We start from the raw sequence: 16,268 nt of genomic DNA on the forward strand, positions 1-16,268 counted from the left end.
ATCACCTTAATTGCATTGCGAATTTGTAGAAAGTCCTAATTACATTACTTAAATCTACTGGTGCCCCTAAAGTTTGGAACCTAACCCTCCCGTCTGGAGTTATAACGTGAATACCGCATACGAAACAAGGGTCAAATGATCTTAACGTCTGGGCGAACTCAAAACCGTCCCACTGCTCTGTAGGAATGATAGTTAATCTAGGCGTGCCTGGAATGTTATAATCTGGATTACCCATTATGGCTTCCTCAAAAGTTCCTGCACCGTGAGTAGGAGAGGCCGGCTTAATTGTTTGTATTCCATCATCATAGGTTAATTTGACTCTTGGTCCGGCATTTACAGTAGTTGGTTGCATTTGTTGTGGATTTATAGTAGGTACTGAAACGCCAGTTCCAGTGGCGAATACTTCAGAATGGAATTGAGCCCCACGTGGTGCCTCCTTCATTCCTACACCTATAGCAACGTTTTGATTAGTGTTCTTCTTATATGTCCAACTGGAAGGAGGCATTGAGCTTACTTCTGTCTTGCCTTCTCTTAACCATTTTAGTGCAGTGTACCATGCTATCCACATACCCATTCCGTCTAGTCCGGCCGCAAATGCTCTGGCCCTCATTCTTTCTATAGCATTAGTAACTATCTTTCCTCCTGAGAGTTTGTACGGTGCAATATACTTGAATTCTATTTCCTTTCCTTGTTGAAATTCTGGAGGTAATGAAATTCTGGGACTCTGCACAGTTGGCAAATAGAAAGTGACGCTCATTTCATTACTATTATATTTGGCACCTAATCCGGCGGTAGGATATTCTGATGTGTATATTGGAGTAGGTGCTTGAGGTTGAAGTACTTGAGCATACATAACTGCTTGAGGATCTGCCTCGGCATTATAATATAAATTAGATATTGGTTTATGATTCTGATATGGAACGAACCTAGGAGATACAACCCAAGAGTAAGGAGTCGGATAAGCCATAGGTATCGGTCTAGGCTGAGGATTGGGCATTGTCCACTTTCTCCAAGGATGATAATAACTTACAGGATTGCCTATTGGATCTTCAGTTATGCCAGCAACTTCTGAAGGAACCTCGGACGCAAACGTGCCGTCCTTTACCCAAGGATTATACCAAGAGGATTCTACGAATTCTCTTATACCTAGATTTATGTCTATTAGATCGTTAGTGACCAAGGTTGGAGGTGAAGTTGAGGATTGCTGAATTACTAGCCCAGGTTTAACTACTCTTGCTCTACCCCAGTCTCCCATGTTCTCATAAGTGGCATCGTAAGGAGCCACTGGTGTACTCGAAGGTGTTACAACTGGTGCTTCAGAGACGTCGCTTTGACCATAGCATACAAAATTGCCCGGTCTATTTCCTTCCTCGGCAAATCCTAACGTCCCGTTAAGCTTATCATATAACGCTTGTATTCCGAAGACGTTATCGTAGTCTGCTAAGAATAAATCTAGATATTCATATGCAGCCATTTGCTTCATTAACCACGCAGTGCCATCTACCATTCTTTGGAAATACCTCTGCAAGTTCTCTATAGTCGGTGGTACTCCTATACCTCCCGGAACCATTGTTATGGGATGAGGTATCCTTAAATAATACAATAATTCAGCCTCATGCAATATTCTCCAGCTATACGCCCCTTCTAAGAAATATGCACCTACAATTGGAACTAATGCATCCATAATGTCAGCTACTGTTTTTAACTTAACTCCTGCCATTTCTAGCTCTGACGGGGCTCCCATTGGAAATGCTTCAGAGTATTGAGCAACCTTACTTAACGGAGTTTGCTGCGCAATCTCGTATATTTCCTTCGGGAAATATCCTGCTATCTTAAAGAATAATGAACTCCAGTCAGGTCCGCCTAAAGCACTTAAGTGAACTGTTGCATCGTAAGTCATTGCAGCATCTATACCCAACACTATTCCTTCTAAACCCAATGGAGGGGGAGCGTTACCACCTTGTGCCATTTCTTGAGCTATCCTTTCTATATACTGATGATGTTCGCCGCATATTCCGCATTCCCTACTGGACAACATTATAACGTCAGGTCCAGGCTTATTTCTCATGAATATTTCAAATCCTCTAAACATTCCACCAGAGGCATAAGCGTCTGTTGCTCTATTAGTATTAAAGTCAAAAGTTACTTGAATTCCTAGCTCGGGTTTTATCCTAACTATAGGTTCTATTAAGACTGGTTTAGTCCAATCAAAAGTGAAATAATATGGAGAGGATGCACTACTCATTTTCCACCACCACCTTGAATTTTAGGAGGAGACCTCCTCTTTCTTGAAAAAGCATAACTTCCAATTCCAACTAGTATTCCTGCGGCTGCGGCAGCAGCAAACAGGCTTGTACTCGGTATGGTCGGAGCATTGGGCGGTGCATAAAACGGTTCATATAGGTCTGGAAAACCTGGTGCAGTACATGCTATGCAAACTCCTCCTCTAGTGCAACCTCCAACTCCTCCTACCCAACCCAGTCGAGGTGCCGGACTATTAGCTTCTGTACCTTTACAACCTAGGCTGTAAGTGCATTGAGGATCGCCGAATTTGTAAGCAAATTGACCTTCTGCAAAAAAGCCAGCTCTTGGACAATTTTGATGAGTTTCGTTACCGTAGAAGAATTTTGGCCTATTAAATACATCTAAATCGTCAGCAGGATTAGGACCTAAGCCTCTAGCATATAATACAACTGAAAGTAAGGTTCTCATTATCCAGTCTCCTGCTGGAGGATCTGCGGCTATGGCTATTATTGGTAAACCTCCCTTAGACTTCCAATGATAACTTGGACCAGGCCACGCAGTATTTATTGGAGAGTTAGTTACAGAGAATATATCCTCATCAATTATATCTGGTGCTAAATCCTTTTGATAGACTTGATAGGCATAATACGGAAATCCATAAATTCCTCTGTAAGGATCGTCTAGCATTCCCATTGCGTATGTAGGGGATCTTTTTCCTAGACCGTTAGTAGTGGCAGGAATTCCTCCATATGTTGCACAAGCACCAGTTGCTACTACCGCATAAGCGTTTTTCATTAGGTTGAAAACGAATTCCTCGCACAATAGTGCACTTCCGTCAGGCTTTCTCCCTGCAGAACACCAGAATTGGTTCTTTTTATATGAGTACGGAACTCCATTATATACGTCCCTTGAATATAGACCAAATTCATCAAATAAAGTACCTTCTACTACTAAGACGTATGGATCTAGTTCTCCGTTTAGAGCCATTTCCATAGTAGCGTAAGCCATGCTGTCTTGAGGCATTAATATTGGGTGATATACTAAATTTACATTGCCTAGTTCTTGAATGCTCGGTTGTCTTAGAGTTATTGGTTTACCATCAAAATATACTCCAGTTATCACATCTTCAACTGATGGATTCATTGCGTCTATAAAGGCTATAGTATTTCCGCCGCACCATCCATTTCCCGTCCATATTATATTTATTGGCTGATCCGAATCCTGTGCCTTAGAAACTAGCTCTTCATAGGTTAAGCCACTGGCAGCTAGTGTAGTACCTAAGGCTGTTACCCCCGATAGCTTTAGAAATTCTCTTCGACTTAACTTCATTTTTATCTGGTATATTCTCTGATACCGTGTTTATAAATTTTTTTAACAAAACTTCTTATTTTTCTTCAATTTCCTGTATTTTCTTTATTAAATATTAATGGAAAGTTTGTGATGAAACTTATTAATGATAATTGCTAATATTCCCATATGCTAGACTTAACGGATAGCGACAATAATATTACGTCACTTCTAGGTTATGTAGATTCAAAAGTTGTTATCTTCATGGATTCCGCACTAAGCGAACTAGCTAATACAATTTTTCTTGAATTAAAGGAAAATTACATTAAAAGTCTTATAGAAATTTTACCTTCTGGCATCATAATGAAACAGATATTCAACGAGGATGTGAAGTTTGGTAATTTAATATACGATAAGCCACCGAGAATACTGATACTTCCTTCTTCTGAAATTTCTAGCCTAAAGCAATGGGAATTATTATTGGCAGTAGCAAATTTCGTGAAGATCAAAATGTTCATAGCTACAGAACTAGATGATATATGCAAAGCAAAAAGAATAGCGATAGTAAACCCAGAATACTCAGTATTTTCCATAAATTTCATTAAATCATACAAATGCCATGGCGAATTAGTTTTAGTTAAAAATGATGGAGAAGTGATAAAAGAATTAAAGAAGGGAAATGTTGATGCTGGTGTTACATGGTTTCATTCTGCTAAGGCTAACGGTTTAAAAGGTTATGAGCTAAATAAAACCTTTACTATACAAATAGGACTATTTAAAGGTGCAGATAAGACGTTAATCAATGCCTTTGAGATATTAAGGAATTCTCACGCAATAAGGGAATATGCAGAAAAAATTGGCATGGTGTGGTTAGGTTGAAAATACCAGTTATTGCGTTTTTAGGATATTTATATCAAGGAGATTATTCAATACCAATCAAATTAGCTGATGAGCTTAAAGCGAAAGGATTAGACGTTCTGGACTTAAGTCTAGGTGCAATGAAAGCTGCAGATATTCTACGTATTTTATCTCCAAACAAATTAATAATACTCACCGCTGACAAAAAAGGTAAAAAGGAATTAAGAATATATAAACCGGACGATATTGAAAATAAGATATCTACTTGGATTGATGTGATTTCAAGTATGAGTGCGTATTATATGGACATAAACTCTTTCCTTAAAGTTGCTAAGTCTTTAGACGTACTTCCCGAGGATACTACAATCATAGAGTGTGAGGTTGAACTGGATGAAGGAATTCAGCTAAGTGAGTGGGGAAAGGAATGCTTAGAATTAATGAAGAAAAAAATTATTGAGTACCTCGGTGACTATCCCACCTTCTCACAAGGATGAAAATATAAAGAAGCACAAAAAGATTGAATATATCGGAAATTGATAAGGTAATTCCGAATTCCTTTAATTGATATTGGGATGCAGGAAAACCTGGAGGAACAATAACGTAAGCTGAGCTTAATACTGCTAGAAAATAAAGAAGATAGTAAATTCCGGTAAGTATTATTCTTTTATTACTTTTTTCTATAAAGAGAATATATACTCCCTCAAGAATTTCTCCTATAAACGGCACTAATAATGTGGGAAGCGTGTATTTAAGTTTCGAATTTGCTAAATTAACATAGAATAAGATAATAATTAATGTCTGATATAGAAAAATTAGAAAGTAATTGATTAAATTAAAATACATATATATAGAATTAAACTGCATAGGGTACACCAGTATTAATATTAATTCATATATAAATATTCCTTGTCCTAAAATTATAGATATGAGAAAAATGTTATGAAGCCTCATTAAGTCTCACCAATAATCTTCCATATTCTGCTTGATCCACGTAATTAAACTCGTAAAAAGAATCAAGAAAATAATCAGCTATCTTACGAGCTTCCTCAAAATATCCTAAGTTAAGTAATCCTTGTGCAAAGACAGCATTTTCAAACATTATTTTATATCTACCTATCATTTCTTCATTAGCTATGCTAAAATCTACATCATAAAATGTTCCGTCCTCACTAGAATACTTAGACTTAGCTAGATTTATAACAATGTCGCCTTCTTTGAAATATGATAAGAACCTAAGTAGATAAGCTAGATCCAAAAAGAATAATGGAACGTTAGAATTTAAAAGGTGGGACCATGAAGAATAAGATAATAACTTATTTTTTAATGATATCGCTTCGTCAAGAAATTTTTTATCCTGAGTAAATTTAAATAAATAAATGAGAGCCTCACCAATTTTACTATTAACATCAATATAATACTTTTTTATTATTTTTCTATCAACTATTGCAATGGGATAAAGACCGTCTATTTTATTTTTTAATATCCAATTTCCGGTTTCTATGGCATATTCAAGGAAGTAGTCATCTTTAGTTTTCTCGTAAAGTTTTAACAATGCAATTATAGCCTCTGCGTTCACATCCAAGAGCTTGAAATTAGGGTGTATTTTCCAATCGTAAGATTTCGCATATGGATAAAATCCCTCATCCCATAGGTAATATATTGCGGCTTCTGCAGTATATTTTGCTACTTCCAGGGAATAATTGTCGCCAAGCTCTATTAGAAAAATCAACACATTTGGTAAAAAATATTTTGGCTCTTTTTCAAAACCTCCATAGTAAATATCAAACATTGCTAAACAGTTACGTCTAATTGTGCGTATTGCCTCGTCAATTGTGTACTTAGTTCTCTCTACCTTAGGAGAATTAGGTTTTACTAGAACTCCTCCCCCAAGGCTTAAGTCAAGAACCTTTAATAAGACTTCCCCTATGGTTTCTGCATTTACTTTGCCATAAATTCCGCCAATTACGTTACCTTTAGAGATTATTGATATTGATGGAAATATTTGAGGAGAATATCTTAAAGCCAAATCTGGACGCTCATCAGCGTTGACTTCAACAAATGCAAAATAGGGATTATAAACCTTCTCAAATTCTTTCTTAACGTAGTCACAGTCTTCACACCAATCCGTCCAGAAGAGTACAGCTTTTAGCCTATCGTCCTTTAATGCTTCCTTCCAATCCATAATTATTTGTATGTTGAATAAACTTATATAAGAATTTTGTAGAACTAACAGGCTTATCAAATTATAACTAAATTACGAAGAAAGATATATAATGTCGAAAATTGTATAATAAAATATGTCAATACCTATAAGTTCCCCTCAAAAGAAGGTAAATTTTGAGAATTTAGCTAAGGACTATCTAAAAATTTGGGATAGTATATATACAGAATTGAAGCGAAGAAACTCAAAGGCATTAATTTACGGCTCCATAGCATTATATTATAGGCTTATGAATTCCAGAGATTCTATAGAGCTATTGAAATTAGGAAGGAATAACGGACCTCAGGATTTAAATGTACTAGTCCCCATTAAATATAGAGACGTTTTTAAAGAAGTAGTAATAAATGAAGGTTTTACTCCATATTACCATCTAGAAGTAACAATAGGAGATAAGGCAGGCATGTTTTTCATGAATGAAATGATAATAAAGGCTTATTATATGGATAAAATATCTTTTAATCATGATTTTGAAGTAGACTGGTCCCAAGAATATTCATTAAGTTTAACAGACTTGTTGCTTACTAAATTACAAATTCATTACGCTCTTGATAAAGACATAGCCGATATTATAGCCATCTTACTAAAATATGACGATATAGATAAAGAAAAAATTGCAAGAATCCTTTCTAATGACTGGGGCTTTTGGAAGGATGCTGTAAGTAACTTAAATAAAATTAGAGAACTAATTAAAAAGATAGAAGCAAATAATCCAAATACTAAACTTAGGGATATAATTCCATTATCACTAAAGCTTATAGGTTACATAAATAATTATCCTAAGTCAGACAACTGGAAGCCGTTGGGAGATGATGAAAAATATTGGAAGGATTTTTAATTTTGATAATAGTTATATCATCTATTATTGCGTATTCTCAGACAAGTAACATAGGCTGCGTGGCCTATACAATTTTTCTTAATAACGAAACCACAGTAGCTGGCAGATCTTCAAATGTTTTCTGTCAAATTTCACCTACGTATCTAGTAGAGTGTAGTAAAGGCAATGTTTTTGTTGCAGCTGTAAATAAAATCTACGAAATTAGTCCGTACGGAAAGGTGATTAATTCATTAAATATTTCTGGCGTAGAATACTTATGTTATTATAATTCAACACTGATTGCAACTAGTGGTACCTTACCTAATAAGACTATTACACTTATTAACTTACGAAACATGAGCATAAAGACAATAGCCACTTGTTTTTATCCACTTGCTATTTCAGCGGTAAATAATACAATATACGTTGGTTCATATGGATATGTGTATTCATTAAATAACTGTAGAATTTCTCAAGTGCTTAAAGTGCCAGGGAAAGTCACATCAATAACAACCAATGGAAAAATTCTCTTTATTTCAGGATTTAATTTTACTAAAAATCAAGGGTTTATAGTCTTCTATCCATCCGTGTATAGTCCAATATATTTCAATACCTTTCCAAATTACATATTTTATTATAATTGTTCATTATATGTCGCAGCAGATGAGTATATTTTTATTATAAACTTATATACACATAAAATTAATTATATTGAAGTTCAAGGGGAAGAATTTGAGGGAATTACTATTAAAAATGGATTAATTTATGTCACGAGCGATAGTCTTTATGGCCCAGATTATGTGCTAGTTCTAAACGGAACAAGGATTTTAGGTAAGATTTACGTTGGTATAACTCCAATAGGAATAATATATGATAATGTAAGTAAATTCATATTCGTATCGAATTTCTTTGACGGTACTATTTCAATTATCTCTAACTCGTCACCACATGGAACGTCTTATATGCTTAATTTACCTCCTTTCGCATGCTGTGAGAAAGGAGCGTCTAATAGCTATAATAATTTTCAATTCTTGCCTATAATAATATTAGGGTCAATATTTCTCATTATTCTAATAGATAAAGGAATAAAATATCTTAAATCTAAGTTTTAGATAGTGCAGAGACTATTGATTCTAAGTCTTCTTTAATTTTATGTTCAATTTTTATATTTATAAAGTAGATAAATGTTGGTCTCCCCTTATTGCCGTTTCTTAGAATTTCCCTTTGAATAAACCCTAATGAATGTAAGGTTTTAAGGGACTTTATTACAGTACTCTTGTTAACGTTCATTTTACTACTTATCTCATCAATTTTAGCCTTTCCTAAGGTTTCTATAATTTTTAAGACCTTAAGATCCGTATCAGAAAGACCGTATAAAGCCCTTAAAATGTTGTCTAGATTAACTCTCCTACCATCTTTAACAATTATTTCTCCGGTATAAGCTATTATACCCATAATATCAATTTTATATTAAAACTATATATACTTTTCTTCATTACATTTTCTAATTAAAAAATTATTATATTAAAAAAATTAATTATCTTAGTTTATTCCGCTCTTCCTTAATTTCTCTACTTATCCATTCTGGTACTATTATTTTTGCTTTATATGATCTAAATGTAAAATAAATCCCTGGCAAAATCATTGTGATTATAGCTATTGCATAGTTAGTTGAAGGAATCCCAAAAGCCGGTCCTGCTTCAATAATACCCATGATTATCACAGAAAACATTACAAACGCAGTTAGTGGAGATATTACTCTTAATAGTACATCAATAGCTCCGCTAGACTTATTCCTCCACCACGTAATAGTAGCAGTCGTAGAATCGATTGCAAATTCCATTAATAGAAAAGCGCCAGCTCCAGTTAACACTATTCCGAAGAAAGACTGCATAGATGGAGAAACTAACTCTAAACCTTGGACAAATATTTCCAAAACAGTAATAATCATGATATTAAACCAAGGACTTCCATATTTACTATGCACTTTAGAAAATATTCTAGGAAGAAGACCCTCCCTACCTCCTGCATACCATGCCCTGCTTAAAATATATGCAGTAAGCCATAAAGAGCTAGCAGTACTCGCTATTACTGCTATATCCATTAACCAAACATAATTAGGAATTACATAGGAGGCCCATCTAGCTAGCGGATCTATTGATGAACTTAAGGCAGAGATCGGAGTCTCTATGGTCATTATTGGCATTGTAATCATATAAATTATAAATACGGAAATTAAACCTATTATCCCAGAATTTCCCGGCCATCTTGTAGGTTTTTTAGACTCTTCTGAGGCATAGCTATCTATTTCCCAACCATCAAGTATTGTCGCAACAATAACCATGGTTGCAGTAAGACTTAAAAACATTGAAGGATTCATAAGCCAGGATGGGCTAAAAAACCAACTAAAGCTAAATTTATTAATGACGTGGGTGGGTAACTCAACTAAACCTATACCTATAAAGGACGATAATATTATTAATTCTATAACTAGAAACGCCTCAGTAAACCTTGCAGTTGGTTTTGCCCCCAATAATAGCGGTATTGCAGCTATAGCTGCCCAAATCATGCCAACAATTGAATCCCAGAAAACGCTTAACTCCATTGCCCTGCTTATCATGTGTAGTCTATAGAGTAAGTCTAAAGTGTATTCTCCGGCAGGAATTATGATTGGTGGTAGTGATAAGAAATATGCTAAACTAACTATCCAAAATTGGAAAGAACCGTATTTTTTGTTTACTAACGCCATCCCCCAGTGATACGAGGCACCTGCATGAGGAGCTTTTCTATTTAATTGCCTAAATATTATCGAAGCAAAAAGGAAGAATGGGAAAGACACTACAACCGCCATTATAGCACTTGGGCCCATTAGTGCTACCATGCTTCCATAAGCGGCAGCAATACTAAACGTTGGTGCTACACTTGAGGTAGATAATGGAATTAAGTCTAGAATATGCAGAATATCTCTTTTTAGCCACTCTATTTTTTCCATAATTAATCACCTATGCCGGTATGAATACTTTACGTTGATTTTCATACCATTCTAGAATGGATAATATTTAAACTTTTCTTTTTAGAATGGCAACTGTCAAGAGTAGTTTTGCGAAGGAATCGCTATAATAAAATATCTACTTATCATCATCGAAATATTTAATACATTAAATCTACCAGAAGGAGTAGCTAAAAATTTTATTTTTAATTGCCTATATTTTCTCTATGAAGTATAGTACTGAAATATCTACATCTCACTCCATAGACGCCCTTTTAACTTTATTATCTGATCCTAGTTTTGTTTTACCTAAAATATTCAAATCTATTAAGAAAATAGAAACAACAAACTCGAGATTTTCAGCTACTGCTAGTTACCTTGGACTAACTCATGAAGTTAATGGAAATGTATTTCGTTCAGTTAATGAGATTTCTTACGTTTTCATATTACGGCATGGCAAAGATACTGGATCTGGGAAGTTAAGTTTTATTATATCTAATAATAAAGTCGATATTATCTTTGAATATGAGGGATGGATGGAAAGACTTTCGCAATCAATAATTATTAAATGGATTAAGGAATTCTGCAGTAATTTTGAAGAGGATATAAGAATTGAAAGAATAAAAAGGAAACTCTAACTGAATAGCCAGCCTTCAGAATTTAGTAATCAATCTTACTGATATTATATAAAATATTGATAACCCTATTCCCAGTAATAACTCAAATTGTAGTAGATTATACCATAATGCTATCGATAATCCCCATAACGCTTGTGGAATTGCTAATAATAGCCAAATTGTAGTAGGGATTCTTAAATTAAATTTAATATCGGACAAAGCAATGTAAATTGTTATAAGCGTAGCTATTCCGTACGGTATCTCGTTAAGGGAAATGGAATAATACAATGATGATAGACTTAAGATGATATTAGCTACTATGAAGATTAAATAGCTATTTAGGTTCATTCTGCCCTTTACTACATTATATGAAAAATATACAGATAAAATTATAGACAATAAAGTTATTAGTACACTCGCCTCTTTTATAGGGTCATAAGGCAGTGGTAAAATGGAATGCGTCATTTCAGAGGCAATATTAGGTCCCGAAAGAGCTAGTATGCTTAGCAATAAAGGATAATAATGTTTGTGCCTTATAGAAAAATACAAGACTTCTGGAAGAATCATTAGGAAGAACATAAAGGAATTGGAAAGTTCTATTAGCGCAAGGATAACATTAACGGGGGATAAGGAGGAAACAGGGATATCTGTCCCATAAAAGCTCAAAGCTAAAACGGCGTTATTAAATCCTCTTAAAATTACATAATATACTAAACTCATTATAATTTCATTTATTAATAAAAGTAAAACGTTATAGGATCTATTAAACCCCAAATTTCTAAGAGTTATTGGAATTACAATAAGTATTACTACTATGGATAATACTATTCCAAGATTATTTAAAGAGAAAACTATCAGATATACTGAAGTACTTATATAGGAAATTACCATGGTTATTGAACCTAAATTATTTCCTCTAATACTTTCATCAAAGGCCCAAGATAAGGCTAAAGTCATTGTTATAACGTATGCTATGTACGTGAGAATCAAAGGAGACGGATAGAACATTATATCTCCCAAAATAAGTTATTTATGAAAGTTTTTTAATCTTCACTATAATTAAATAAGATAAGGTATTCTTCAGTATATTTGATTAAATAGGTAAGAGGTTAGCACCTCGATCAAAATTATGGTTGCTTTTGTTTATTTGTGGTTTATATTAAATATGTTTATTAACCATTCTAAGTTAAAGATAAATGATAAACATGAGCAATAAAGATATTATAACACTCCTACATGGAGCAGGAGGCTCTTATATGCACTCATTAATAAAGAACGTATTCATGAAGCTTAACGATAATTATGGAGAAGTAGGATTAGAAATGCTTGACGATGCAGCAGTTATAAATGATACTGTAATAAGCACGGACTCTTTCATAGTAAGGCCCATCTTCTTTAAAGGTGGAGATATAGGAAGATTAAGTGTCAGCGGAACAGTAAATGATATAGCAATGATGGGTGGTAATCCAATCGCGTTAAGCCTTGCTATAGTAATGGAAGAGGGATTTCCGTTATCAGACTTAGAAAAGATTGTGGACAGCATTAAGAAGACTGCAGAGGAGGCGGATGTGCATATAGTTACTGGAGATACAAAAGTCATGGAAAAGGGTTCATTAGATAAAATAATAATAAATACTTCAGGAATAGGAAATAGACCACCACAATTAGATTATAATATAAATACTTTACGAAAAAATAGACAACCTTCAAGATGGTTAGTTCCTACAAACTTAAGACCTGGAGATAAGATTATAGTTTCTGGAACTATTGGAGACCACGAAATATCCATATTATCTTCGAGAGAAGGAATAGGCTTTGAAGCTAACGTAAAATCTGACGTAGCGCCGTTAAATAAGCTGATGCTAAAATTATTAGAGGTAGGGGGAATAGCCGATGCCAAAGACCCTACTAGAGGAGGATTAGCTGACTTACTAAACGATTGGTCAGAAAAATCTGGACTTGGAATATATATTAAAGAAGAAGATATTCCGGTTAGAGAAGAAGTGAGGGCTGCAGTAGAATTTTTAGGAATGGACATCCTTGAGCTAAGTAACGAGGGAAAAGTAGTATTAGCAGTTTCCCCAGAATATGAAAAGGACGTACTAGAGGAGTTACATTCGGATCCCTTGGGTAAGTACGCTACAACAATAGGCGAAGTTAGAAAGGACATTAGCGGAGTTATAATGGAAACAGTGATAGGAGGTCAAAGGTACGTTGGAAGACCAATAGGAAGTCCAGTTCCGAGAATTTGTTGAGGTTGATGTGAATGAAGCTTGTGTGCCTAATTTGCGGAACTGAAGAAAAAATTCCTTTACATTGCGGTAAGCCAATGAGTTACATTCAAAAAGGGAATTTCAGAAAAAGAGACTTCCTTAAATGTGAAATTTGCGGAACTGAACTGGAAATGCCTAGACATTGCAACGTTCCTATGCTTTACGTAGATGAGGACTACATGCCTATTTATAAGTTAAGTAAATCCGAAATAGAAGAACTAAAGAGAATCTATGGTGAGTAAAATGTGCGTAGCCTTTCCAGGAAAGGTAATTGAAATAAACGGAGATTTTGGAAAAATTGACTTCGGTAATGGGACAATAAGAGATAACATCTTATTATCCTTGGTTAACGCTAAGGTAGGAGATTACGTTCTGGTACATGCAGGTTATGCAATACAAGTAGTTGATGAAGAAGAGGCTAGAAGAAGTATAGAGATATGGAATGAAATGACAAGAGAACTCCCTAAAGAGAAGAGAATTCAAGACTTTAATGAGGTAGTGGGGAGAGGAAATGAGTGAGGAATATTTATCGTTATTAAAATATTATAGAGATCCTAAGCTAGCAAAGGCAATAAAAATCAAGATTGATGAATTATCAAGAAAAATTGAAGAAAATGTTATGATAATGCACGTGTGCGGTAGTCACGAATGGACTATAACTCATTATGGAATAAGAACTCTATTACCAGATAATATTGAAGTTAGAGCAGGCCCTGGTTGTCCCGTCTGCATAACGCCTGCAACGGACATAGATGACGCGGTGAAACTGGCATTAGATGGCGTGGTAATTACAACATATGGAGACATGAGTAGAGCTAGAGGAACAAAAATGTCGTTGCAAGATGCTAAAGCATTGGGCGGTGATGTTAGAATAATATATGGAGTGCAAGATGCTGTAAAGATGGCCAGAAAAGAGCCAGAAAAGGAGTTCCTATTCTTTGCAGTAGGCATGGATACAACTGCGCCCGCTACTGCTTTTGAATTATTAAAAGGAGTTCCTAAGAACTTAAGCTTCTTAGTCTCGTATAGATATACTCCTGCAATTCAAGGTTCAGTAATGGAATCTAACGTGTTAGGGATCGATGCTTTTATATCTGCAGGGCATTCAGCAACTATAACTGGACTAAAGCCCTACTATGAGTACTTCTTAAGATCTAAAAAACCAATGGTGGCTACAGGATTTGAACCAATTGATGTACTAATGGCAATATATATGATATTAAAGCAAATAGACGAGGGAAGGCCAAAGATTGAAAACGAATATACAAGGTCAGTAACTTGGGAAGGTAATGTTAAAGCTCAAGAAGTTATGGAAAAAGTGTTCGATCTAGAAGACGGTTACGTAAGAGGAGTTGCAATATTCCCTAAAGCAGGATTCAGATTAAAAGATGAATTTAGAAAGTATGATGCAAGAGAGCAATATGGATTAAAGGATAGAAGCAAAACTGCCGATGAGTATGTTGCAGGTGCACGTTGTGGAGAAGTAGTTATGGGACTAATCGACCCGCCAGAGTGCCCACTCTATATGAAGACTTGCAAACCAGACGATCCCAAAGGTGCTCCAATGGTGTCTCAAGAAGGAACATGTTGGATATGGGCCATGCATAAGATAGTAAATGTTGCACCTAGATGTAAAAGGTAGGTGAATAACAAATGGTGTACATGATAGGTAACACCTACTGTAAACTGTGTCAAACAGATGAAGAACAGTTAAAAAGAGAGCTCGTGAATAGCGTAAAAACTCTATATTGGAAAGGAATGGTAAGTAATGCGGGCGGAAATCAGAGTGCCAGATTACCTGGTCAAAATAAGATATGGATAACTCCATCTGGGTATCCTAGAGTAAGCTTGGAGCCCCAGGATCTGATTGCAGTAGATTTAGATGGTAATGTGATAGAAGGAGATCTAAGACCGTCAATAGAAACTAGAATGCACTTGGAAATTTATAAAAATAGGCCAGATGTGAATGCAGTGATTCACGCTCACTCTCCTTATACTATGGGGGCAGCAATTTCCGGCTATTTGGATATAACTCATGGAGAAGCAGCCGCAATACTTGGTGAAATAAAAATAATTCCTTACTCTCATCCAGGGACTATTGAATTAGCTAAATCTGTAGGAGAGGCACTAAGAGGAGAAGGGGCAAAAGTACCTAGAATAGTAATTCTAATGAATCACGGTATTGTATCAGTAGGAGCGTGCATACACGAGGCCAGAGCTTTCGCTGAAATAATGGAGGAATGGGCAAGATTTAATATAGCCGCAAGAGCCCTCGGAGGTATAAAATATTCATTAAAGCCTCAAGATCTTAGAAAGCCTGGAGCCAGATATATAAGGGCGGTGAAATTTGGCGGAAGACCTGGAAGCTATTAACAAAGTTATTGAACCGGAGACAGGAGTTCCTGCAATAAAGCTCGGACTACTGAGGATTGAAAAGAATGAAATACATTACACTCCTCCTTCGCCCTTTACTCCTCCAATTCTAGTTATATCCGTAGGGTTGCAGCTCAAGGGTTTATTTAAAAGATATAAGATAGTTATAGAAAATTACTATATCTCAGAAGAAATAAATGAGAGGTTAAATTACGATGCATAAAGAATTGGCATTAACATACTTAAAGCTCGCTATGGAAAGTAATGATGACGTTATTTCGGTTTCTTTCTTGCTTAAAAGCTTAGAAGAATACGCTTTATATAAAATTGGTAAAGATTATTATAGCCCAGAAATTCAAGAGGAAATTATTAACTATATTAGATCAGATAAAAGTATTTATTCCATATATTCTTCAATAATTGATGAAATGTTTTCAGTATTATTGGGGAGTAAAATGAAAAGAGAACTAGTAGAAAAAGTGATGCGGAAAATCATCGAAGATTAAAGATAAATTTAACGTAATTAATACATTTAAAAACTATTTAAATAATGATAAAGAGATATACGTAGTAAGTTAAAAGGTTTATATAG

The 16,268-nt window shown here is 35.1% G+C and carries 18 protein-coding genes; 12 read left to right on the forward strand and 6 right to left on the reverse strand.

All coding sequences use genetic code 11. From position 1 onward, the window contains the following. Window position 1: 1 nt before the first annotated feature. Both D1867_RS07375 and D1867_RS07380 read right to left on the reverse strand, forming a co-directional pair. The gene (locus D1867_RS07375; protein ID WP_155863428.1) at window positions 2–2,245 is read right to left on the reverse strand and encodes a nickel-dependent hydrogenase large subunit; all 2,244 of its coding nucleotides are present in this window, start codon (window positions 2,243–2,245) and stop codon (window positions 2–4) included. After that, window positions 2,242–3,573, reverse strand: a complete 1,332-nt coding sequence (locus tag D1867_RS07380) for an NADH-quinone oxidoreductase subunit B family protein (protein ID WP_155863431.1) — start codon at window positions 3,571–3,573, stop codon at window positions 2,242–2,244. The genes D1867_RS07375 and D1867_RS07380 overlap by 4 nt, the downstream gene beginning before the upstream one ends. 147 nt (window positions 3,574–3,720) lie before the next feature. On the opposite strand from D1867_RS07380, the gene D1867_RS07385 reads away from it, so the two are divergent. Together D1867_RS07385 and D1867_RS07390 are read left to right on the forward strand one after the other, a co-directional pair. Further along, window positions 3,721–4,410 (forward strand): hypothetical protein, encoded by a 690-nt coding sequence (locus tag D1867_RS07385; protein WP_155863433.1) that lies wholly within the window; start codon window positions 3,721–3,723, stop codon window positions 4,408–4,410. Next, the gene (locus tag D1867_RS07390) at window positions 4,407–4,883 is read left to right on the forward strand and encodes a hypothetical protein (RefSeq protein ID WP_155863436.1); all 477 of its coding nucleotides are present in this window, start codon (window positions 4,407–4,409) and stop codon (window positions 4,881–4,883) included. Before D1867_RS07385 ends, D1867_RS07390 begins: the two co-directional genes overlap by 4 nt. Window positions 4,884–5,326: 443 nt before the next feature. Here the strand turns inward: D1867_RS07390 and D1867_RS07395 are convergent, their stop codons facing one another. Beyond that, window positions 5,327–6,571 carry a thioredoxin domain-containing protein gene (locus D1867_RS07395; protein ID WP_155863438.1) on the reverse strand — a complete coding sequence of 415 codons (1,245 nt, stop codon included), beginning with the start codon at window positions 6,569–6,571 and terminating at the stop codon, window positions 5,327–5,329. Window positions 6,572–6,686: 115 nt separating this feature from the next. On the opposite strand from D1867_RS07395, the gene D1867_RS07400 reads away from it, so the two are divergent. Both D1867_RS07400 and D1867_RS07405 read left to right on the forward strand, forming a co-directional pair. Next, on the forward strand, window positions 6,687–7,445 hold the full coding sequence (locus D1867_RS07400) for a hypothetical protein (RefSeq protein WP_155863440.1): 759 nt from the start codon (window positions 6,687–6,689) through the stop codon (window positions 7,443–7,445). A 2-nt stretch (window positions 7,446–7,447) separates the two neighbouring features. Next, window positions 7,448–8,536, forward strand: a complete 1,089-nt coding sequence (locus D1867_RS07405; RefSeq protein ID WP_155863442.1) for a YncE family protein — start codon at window positions 7,448–7,450, stop codon at window positions 8,534–8,536. On the opposite strand, the gene lrs14 is transcribed toward D1867_RS07405, so the two are convergent. Both lrs14 and D1867_RS07415 read right to left on the reverse strand, forming a co-directional pair. Then, window positions 8,526–8,879, reverse strand: coding sequence for an Lrs14 family HTH-type transcriptional regulator (gene lrs14 / locus D1867_RS07410; protein ID WP_155863444.1), 354 nt, complete (start codon window positions 8,877–8,879; stop codon window positions 8,526–8,528). The two genes, D1867_RS07405 and lrs14, sit on opposite strands and share 11 nt — an antisense overlap. 82 nt (window positions 8,880–8,961) lie before the next feature. Next, window positions 8,962–10,416 carry an APC family permease gene (locus D1867_RS07415; RefSeq protein WP_155863445.1) on the reverse strand — a complete coding sequence of 485 codons (1,455 nt, stop codon included), beginning with the start codon at window positions 10,414–10,416 and terminating at the stop codon, window positions 8,962–8,964. A 224-nt stretch (window positions 10,417–10,640) separates the two neighbouring features. On the opposite strand from D1867_RS07415, the gene D1867_RS07420 reads away from it, so the two are divergent. After that, window positions 10,641–11,051, forward strand: a complete 411-nt coding sequence (locus D1867_RS07420) for a DUF3211 domain-containing protein (RefSeq protein WP_155863447.1) — start codon at window positions 10,641–10,643, stop codon at window positions 11,049–11,051. A gap of 15 nt (window positions 11,052–11,066) precedes the next feature. On the opposite strand, the gene D1867_RS07425 is transcribed toward D1867_RS07420, so the two are convergent. Then, window positions 11,067–12,020: a hypothetical protein gene (locus D1867_RS07425; RefSeq protein ID WP_155863449.1), complete on the reverse strand. Its 954-nt coding sequence runs from the start codon at window positions 12,018–12,020 to the stop codon at window positions 11,067–11,069. A 206-nt stretch (window positions 12,021–12,226) separates the two neighbouring features. Here D1867_RS07425 and hypE point away from each other — a divergent pair, with 206 nt between their 5' ends. The 7 genes from hypE to D1867_RS07460 are packed head-to-tail and all read left to right on the forward strand — an operon-like array spanning window position 12,227 to window position 16,182. Further along, entirely contained in the window at window positions 12,227–13,285 is a 1,059-nt protein-coding gene (gene hypE, locus D1867_RS07430) for a hydrogenase expression/formation protein HypE (protein WP_240872191.1), read from the forward strand. An 11-nt stretch (window positions 13,286–13,296) separates the two neighbouring features. Next, window positions 13,297–13,545 carry a hypothetical protein gene (locus tag D1867_RS07435; RefSeq protein ID WP_155863451.1) on the forward strand — a complete coding sequence of 83 codons (249 nt, stop codon included), beginning with the start codon at window positions 13,297–13,299 and terminating at the stop codon, window positions 13,543–13,545. Window position 13,546: 1 nt separating this feature from the next. After that, on the forward strand, window positions 13,547–13,822 hold the full coding sequence (locus D1867_RS07440) for a HypC/HybG/HupF family hydrogenase formation chaperone (protein ID WP_155863453.1): 276 nt from the start codon (window positions 13,547–13,549) through the stop codon (window positions 13,820–13,822). Further along, window positions 13,815–14,945 (forward strand): hydrogenase formation protein HypD, encoded by a 1,131-nt coding sequence (hypD, locus tag D1867_RS07445; protein ID WP_155863455.1) that lies wholly within the window; start codon window positions 13,815–13,817, stop codon window positions 14,943–14,945. The genes D1867_RS07440 and hypD overlap by 8 nt, the downstream gene beginning before the upstream one ends. A gap of 11 nt (window positions 14,946–14,956) precedes the next feature. Further along, window positions 14,957–15,676, forward strand: coding sequence for a class II aldolase/adducin family protein (locus tag D1867_RS07450; RefSeq protein WP_155863457.1), 720 nt, complete (start codon window positions 14,957–14,959; stop codon window positions 15,674–15,676). Then, entirely contained in the window at window positions 15,651–15,899 is a 249-nt protein-coding gene (locus D1867_RS07455) for a hypothetical protein (RefSeq protein WP_155863459.1), read from the forward strand. The genes D1867_RS07450 and D1867_RS07455 overlap by 26 nt, the downstream gene beginning before the upstream one ends. Beyond that, on the forward strand, window positions 15,892–16,182 hold the full coding sequence (locus D1867_RS07460; protein WP_155863461.1) for a hypothetical protein: 291 nt from the start codon (window positions 15,892–15,894) through the stop codon (window positions 16,180–16,182). The genes D1867_RS07455 and D1867_RS07460 overlap by 8 nt, the downstream gene beginning before the upstream one ends. Window positions 16,183–16,268 lie beyond the last annotated feature (86 nt).

Origin of the sequence: Acidianus infernus, assembly GCF_009729545.1 — an archaeon.
In the GTDB taxonomy this organism is placed as follows: Archaea; Thermoproteota; Thermoprotei_A; order Sulfolobales; family Sulfolobaceae; genus Acidianus; species Acidianus infernus.

Bases quoted from the DNA above. Each gene is read 5' to 3' on its own strand.
- D1867_RS07375 (WP_155863428.1), bottom strand. From the start codon at position 2,245: ATGAGTAGTGCATCCTCTCCATATTATTTCACTTTTGATTGGACTAAA.
- D1867_RS07380 (WP_155863431.1), bottom strand. From the start codon at position 3,573: ATGAAGTTAAGTCGAAGAGAATTTCTAAAGCTATCGGGGGTAACAGCC.
- D1867_RS07385 (WP_155863433.1), top strand. From the start codon at position 3,721: ATGCTAGACTTAACGGATAGCGACAATAATATTACGTCACTTCTAGGT.
- D1867_RS07395 (WP_155863438.1), bottom strand. From the start codon at position 6,571: ATGGATTGGAAGGAAGCATTAAAGGACGATAGGCTAAAAGCTGTACTC.
- D1867_RS07400 (WP_155863440.1), top strand. From the start codon at position 6,687: ATGTCAATACCTATAAGTTCCCCTCAAAAGAAGGTAAATTTTGAGAAT.
- lrs14 (WP_155863444.1), bottom strand. From the start codon at position 8,879: ATGGGTATAATAGCTTATACCGGAGAAATAATTGTTAAAGATGGTAGG.
- D1867_RS07415 (WP_155863445.1), bottom strand. From the start codon at position 10,416: ATGGAAAAAATAGAGTGGCTAAAAAGAGATATTCTGCATATTCTAGAC.
- D1867_RS07420 (WP_155863447.1), top strand. From the start codon at position 10,641: ATGAAGTATAGTACTGAAATATCTACATCTCACTCCATAGACGCCCTT.
- hypE (WP_240872191.1), top strand. From the start codon at position 12,227: ATGATAAACATGAGCAATAAAGATATTATAACACTCCTACATGGAGCA.
- D1867_RS07435 (WP_155863451.1), top strand. From the start codon at position 13,297: ATGAAGCTTGTGTGCCTAATTTGCGGAACTGAAGAAAAAATTCCTTTA.
- D1867_RS07440 (WP_155863453.1), top strand. From the start codon at position 13,547: ATGTGCGTAGCCTTTCCAGGAAAGGTAATTGAAATAAACGGAGATTTT.
- hypD (WP_155863455.1), top strand. From the start codon at position 13,815: ATGAGTGAGGAATATTTATCGTTATTAAAATATTATAGAGATCCTAAG.
- D1867_RS07450 (WP_155863457.1), top strand. From the start codon at position 14,957: ATGGTGTACATGATAGGTAACACCTACTGTAAACTGTGTCAAACAGAT.
- D1867_RS07460 (WP_155863461.1), top strand. From the start codon at position 15,892: ATGCATAAAGAATTGGCATTAACATACTTAAAGCTCGCTATGGAAAGT.